The organism is Rhodococcus sp. EPR-157 (genome assembly GCF_001647195.1).
Classification (GTDB): domain Bacteria; phylum Actinomycetota; class Actinomycetes; order Mycobacteriales; family Mycobacteriaceae; genus Rhodococcoides.
In genome coordinates, this window is the sequence record NZ_LVCV01000617.1 from 1 (window position 1) to 5,967 (window position 5,967).

The following is a 5,967-nucleotide window of genomic DNA, read 5'->3' on the forward strand; positions in this document are numbered from 1 at the left end:
CGCGTCCGATTTCGTCGTTCGACGCATCGAACTTCCGGTCTCGTATTGCCGCTGAGATCGATTTCGAACCGAGCGAGCACGGCCTCAGCCGCCGCGAGATCAGGCGAATGGACCGGGCCGCGCAGCTCGCTGTAGTTGCTACACGAGAAGCTATGGCAGACAGCGGTATCGATCTCGACAAGCACGATCCCTACCGGGTCGGCGTATCCGTCGGAACCGCGGTCGGGGCGACGATGAGCCTCGAGGAGGAGTATCAGGTGGTCAGCGACTCGGGCCGCCTGGAGCTCGTGGACCATGATTACGCGGTACCGCATTTGTACGACTATCTGGTTCCCAGCTCGTTCGCGGCAGAAGTTGCCTGGTCCGTGCACGCGCAGGGGCCGACGACGGTGATCTCGACAGGATGCACTTCAGGGCTCGACTCGGTCGGCCATGCAGTCGACCTGCTGAGAGAGGGATCAGCCGACGTCATGATCGCCGGTGCGTGCGAGGCTCCTCTGTCTCCGATCACGCTCGCGTGTTTCGATGCCATCAAGGCCACAACCCCTCGAAACGACGACCCTGAACACGCGTCGCGTCCTTTCGACAACACTCGAAACGGCTTCGTGCTCGGTGAGGGAGCTGCCATGTTCGTTCTCGAAGAGTTGACCAGTGCCCAACGACGCGGCGCCAAGATCTACGCAGAGGTCGGTGGCTTCGGATCTCGTTGCAACGCTTTCCATATGACAGGTCTGCGACCAGACGGCGCCGAGATGGCCGCGGCCATCGGTGTCGCGCTGGACGAGGCCGGAACCGATGCCAGCGACATCGACTACATCAATGCGCACGGCTCGGGCACGAAACAAAACGATCGTCACGAGACCGCAGCATTCAAGCGTTCACTCGGCGAACACGCGTACCGAACGCCGGTCAGTTCCATCAAGTCGATGATCGGGCACTCGCTCGGCGCGATCGGATCGATCGAGATTGCAGCATCGGTGTTGGCGATGGACAACAATGTCGTGCCTCCTACAGCCAACCTTCACACCGCCGATCCCGAATGTGATCTGGACTATGTCCCGATCACAGCCAGAGACTGGAAGACCGATTCGGTACTCACAGTCGGTAGCGGATTCGGCGGATTCCAGAGTGCGATGGTCCTCACCACTCCAGAAAGAGGTGTGGGATGACCAGCTCGACGGTAGTTACCGGTATCGGAGTGGCGGCCCCCAACGGGCTTGGCACCCAACAGTACTGGGAAGCTGTTTGCAACGGCACGAGTGGGATCGATCGAATCGCAAGCTTCGACGCGACCGGGTATCCCCTTCACCTCGCCGGCGAGGTCTCGAACTTCGAGGCCTCCGTGCATCTGCCGAGTCGGCTGCTTCCCCAGACCGACCGGATGACGCGCCTGGCCCTCACCGCGACCGACTGGGCGCTTCTCGACGCAGGAATCGAAGCAGACACATTCGACAGCTTGGACATGGGAGTGGTGACGGCCGCATCGGCGGGTGGTTTCGAATTCGGCCAGAACGAACTGAAGAAGCTTTGGAGCCAGGGAAATCATCATGTCAGCGCCTACCAGTCGTTCGCCTGGTTCTACGCTGTCAACTCCGGTCAGATTTCCATTCGAAACAACATGCGGGGTCCGAGCGGCGTCGTCGTGAGCGATCAGTCAGGCGGGCTCGACGCGGTGGCCCACGCGCGGAGGCAAATTCGCAAAGGAACCAAGGCTGTCGTGACTGGTGGAATCGATGCGACGATCTGCCCTTGGGGATGGGTAGCACTGATTGCCAGCGACCGTCTCAGTACCAATCCCGACCCCGCAAGCGCGTACCTGCCATTCGACGTACGCGCCCGCGGCCACGTACCGGGAGAGGGCGGCGCAATCTTGGTCACCGAGGACGCGCAGCAGGCGCGCGACCGAGGTGCCCGCATATACGGCGAAATCGCCGGGTATGGAGCGACATTCGATGGCCATGAACGAATCGCCGGCTCCGAAGGACTGATCCGCGCCATCGAGGTCGCACTTGCGGACGCGCACGTGAGCACCGGCGACATCGATGTGGTATTCGCCGACGCTGCGGGTGATCGGAGTCTTGATCGCAGTGAGGCCGACGCGTTGAGGCGCTTGTTCGGTGAACGGGGGGTACCGGTAACGGCGCCCAAGACCATGACCGGGCGCCTCTACTCGGGCGGCGCGGCGCTCGATCTGGCAACCGCCTTGCTGTCCATCGCCGAGGGCGTCGTGCCTCCGACAATCAATACCGAACCCGATTCGGAGTTCGGACTCGATCTGGTGACGGGATCCGCCAGAGCACAAGTTGTTCGACATGCACTCGTCCTTGCACGGGGCCATCACGGCTTCAACTCCGCCGTCGTCGCCCGCGCAGCCTGATCGTCCACACACCCCTATGAAAGGCAATTCCATGAGCACCGAGACCTTTACGCTCGACGATCTCAAGAGGATCCTTCTGGCCGGCGCCGGCGCGGATGAGACAGTGGATCTGGACAGTGAGATTCTCGACACCGAATTCGAACTCCTCGGGTACGAATCGCTTGCCCTGCTGGAAACCTGCGGCAGAATCGAACGCGAGTACGGAATCTCGCTCGACGAGTCGCTCGTCGTGGAAGCCACGACCCCCCGCCTGCTCATCCAGGCAGTCAACGAACATCTTTACCGCGTCGGTCACAGTGCTGATCAGGTCGCCTCGCCCGGGGCGTCGAGCGAGGCGTCACCAGTCGCCTTGGTATCGGGTGCGACGAGTGGGATCGGGCTCGCAATCGCGCGGTCACTCGCCGAGTCGGGGCATCGTGTCTTCATCGGGGCCAGGTCGGCGGACAACGTCGCCGCGACGGTGAAGCAGCTGAACGAGGACGGGCTCGACGTGGACGGAACCACTGTCGACGTCAGGTCCGGCAAGGACATACACGACTTCGTGCAGGCTGCGGTCGACAGGTATGGATCCGTCGACGTGCTTGTCAACAATGCCGGCCGAAGTGGCGGCGGGGTCACTGCGGACATCGACGACGAGTTGTGGGACGACGTCATCGACACCAATCTCAACAGCGTCTTCCGTCTGACCAGGGAAGCGTTGAACACGGGCGGAATGCGCCACCGTGGACGCGGTCGGATCATCAACATCGCTTCGACGGCCGGCAAGCAGGGTGTCGTTCTCGGCGCACCGTACTCGGCGTCCAAACATGGAGTGGTCGGGTTCACTAAGGCGCTCGGAAACGAGTTGGCACCTACCGGAATCACCGTCAATGCAGTGTGCCCCGGCTACGTGGAAACCCCGATGGCCGCTCGTGTCCGCCAGGGGTACGCAGCCGCGTACGGAACCTCGGAGTCAGCAGTGATGGACAAGTTCACCGCCAAGATACCGCTGGGACGGTACTCGACGCCGGAGGAGGTCGCCGGCCTGGTCACCTACTTGAGCACCGACACGGCAGCTTCGATCACTGCACAGGCGATCAATGTGTGTGGCGGACTCGGCAACTTCTAGAACCTCGTTCTCCGAAAGGAACCACCATGGAACCGAACTCTGTGCACGAAGTAGAGCACACCATCGATATCGCGGCGCCGGCCGATGAGATCTACGGACTCATCGCCGACGTCGAGAGCTGGCCGCGCTTGTTCCCGCCGACGATCTTCGTCGAACTACAGGAGCAGTCGAACAGCGAACAGAATCTGCGAATCTGGGCAACTGCAAACGGCGAAGCCAAGACGTGGACGTCACGGCGAATGTTGGACCCAGCCGCCCGCCGGATCACCTTCCGCCAGCTTGTCTCGACGCCACCTGTCGCCGCAATGGGCGGAGAATGGATCGTCGAGGCGTCATCGGACACCACGTCGACGGTACGACTACTTCACGACTACCGAGCAGTAGACGACGATTCGGCGGGACTCGCGTGGATCTCCGAGGTCGTCGATCGGAACTCCCGATCGGAGCTTGCGGCATTGAAGGCGAACTCGGAATTGGCCTTGCACTCAGCGGATCTCGTCCTCGAATTCGAGGATTCGATTCAGATCGACGGTGCAGTCAAGGACGCATTCGACTTCGTCAACGAGGCGCACCACTGGGCCGAACGGCTGCCGCACGTCTCGAGCGTTCGCCTGGACGAACCGTCCGCTGGGCTCCAGACGCTGGAGATGGACACCACGGCTCAGGACGGCTCGACTCACACCACCAAGTCGTTCAGGGTGTGCGCGCCATTCGAGCGAATCGTATACAAACAAACCACATTGCCTGCGCTGATGAGCGTTCACACAGGCCGGTGGACCTTCGTGGAAAACGACAACGGGGTGCAAGCAACCTCGCACCACACCGTCGTTCTTCGGGAGGAGAACTTCGCTCGGATCCTGGGTGCCGATGCCGGAGTCGAACAGGCACGAAAGTATGTACGAGATGCGTTGGGTGCCAACAGTCGAGCGACCCTCGGCCATGCGAAAGACTACGCCGAACGAGTTCGCTGACCATGCGCACTACGCTCGAGGCTCGCGTCGTGATCGTCGGGGCCGGCCCTGTCGGACTCACGTTGGCCGGCGAGCTTGGCCTGCGTGGGGTCGACGTCGTCGTACTCGAAAGCCGCGACGAACCATCAACGGAATCCCGGGCATCGACGCTGCACGCACGCACCATGGAGCTTCTCGCCTTGCGCGGTCTTCTGGACGAGTTCGGCGAGCTTCCACACGAACCGCTCGGGCATTTCGGAGGCATCCCGCTCGATCTGAACCTGCCCAGTCCTTACGCAGGACAGTGGAAGGTTCCGCAGACCCGTACGACCGCAATTCTACGAACGTGGGCCGTCGATCTGGGCGCTGTCGTACTCGACGGACATTCACTGGTCAACGTGACCACGACGCCGTCGGGCATCGAGGCCCGGGTAGACAGTCGACACGGGTCGCGCAATCTCCATGCGTCGTATCTCGTCGGCTGCGACGGAGAGACCAGTACGACCGCACGGCTGATGAACACCGAGTTCGCGGGTCGGTCCTCGGACCGGTTGTTGCATCGCGTGGATGTCACAGGAATTGACATTCGCAATCGAAAGTTCGAGCGTCTCCCTTCGGGTTTGGCCATTGCGGCGAGGCGAGAAGACGTCACACGGGTGATGGTTCACGAGTTCGGATCCAACCCGGCCGACGGCCGGAGCGATTCCACGTTCGACGATATCGCTCGAATATGGAAGCGGGTGACCGGAGAGGACATCCGAAGCGCGAAGCCACAGTGGGTCAACAGCTTCGGCAACGCGTCACAGCAGGCGACGCAGTACCGTGCCGGGCGATTCTTTCTGGCAGGCGACGCCGCGCATCGACAGATGCCGGTCGGTGGGCAGGCTCTCAACCTCGGCATGCAGGATGCCTTCAATCTCGGGTGGAAGCTTGCGATGGCTATGTGCGGCACAGGTGACGAAGATCTGCTCGACAGTTACCACGACGAACGTCACGCTGTCGGAGCACGTGTGCTGGCAGGAATCGAGGCCCAGGCCTCGCTCTTGCTCGGCGGGCCCGAAATCGAACCCCTGCGTTCGATCTTCACTGCACTCCTCGAGACCGAATCAGTACAAATGCAGCTGGCCGCGACAATCAGCGGATTGGATATCGACTATCGCCGCGAGCGCAGTTCTGGGCAGTCCACGCTGTGCGGATCGCGAGTGCACCCCGACGTCGTTGCATCCGATCCGAGAGCTGCGGACGATCTGCGCCGGGGATGCGGCGCTGTCATCGACTCTCGACCCGATTGCTCTCCTCGACGGTGGCAGATCGTCCGGCCGGACGGTTACGAAGAGTGTGCCGGGACCGGGTCTTCACCGCACTCGACATTCGAAGAATGGCACCAATTCACGCAGTTCGACAGAGAACCACAACGATTGGAGACTTCATGACTCGTCTACAGGGAAAGACCGCACTCGTCACCGGTGCAAGCCGCAATATCGGGCGGGCGATAGCGAGTCGGCTCGCAGCCGACGGTGCGTTGGTCGCCG

At 61.9% G+C, this 5,967-nt stretch carries 5 protein-coding genes and 1 pseudogene; all 6 read left to right on the forward strand.

Annotated features, from left to right (window positions below; translation table 11 throughout):
- The coding region (locus A2J03_RS26705; RefSeq protein WP_068380380.1) for a beta-ketoacyl-[acyl-carrier-protein] synthase family protein at positions 1 to 1,169 on the forward strand (1,169 nt) is incomplete at its 5' end.
- A complete protein-coding gene (locus tag A2J03_RS26710; RefSeq protein WP_068380381.1) occupies positions 1,166 to 2,377 on the forward strand; it encodes a ketosynthase chain-length factor in 1,212 nt (403 codons plus the stop codon). The genes A2J03_RS26705 and A2J03_RS26710, both read left to right, overlap by 4 nt.
- 31 nt (positions 2,378 to 2,408) lie before the next feature.
- The gene (fabG, locus tag A2J03_RS30230; RefSeq protein ID WP_197480983.1) at positions 2,409 to 3,485 is read left to right on the forward strand and encodes a 3-oxoacyl-ACP reductase FabG; all 1,077 of its coding nucleotides are present in this window, start codon (positions 2,409 to 2,411) and stop codon (positions 3,483 to 3,485) included.
- Between the two features lie 26 nt (positions 3,486 to 3,511).
- Complete coding sequence (locus A2J03_RS26720; RefSeq protein ID WP_068380384.1) at positions 3,512 to 4,456, forward strand: aromatase/cyclase; 945 nt, start codon at positions 3,512 to 3,514, stop codon at positions 4,454 to 4,456.
- A gap of 2 nt (positions 4,457 to 4,458) precedes the next feature.
- Positions 4,459 to 5,868 carry an FAD-dependent monooxygenase gene (locus tag A2J03_RS26725; protein ID WP_068380386.1) on the forward strand — a complete coding sequence of 470 codons (1,410 nt, stop codon included), beginning with the start codon at positions 4,459 to 4,461 and terminating at the stop codon, positions 5,866 to 5,868.
- Positions 5,865 to 5,967, forward strand: a pseudogene (locus A2J03_RS30780) (short-chain dehydrogenase); the annotation flags it as partial. The gene A2J03_RS26725 and the pseudogene A2J03_RS30780, both read left to right, overlap by 4 nt.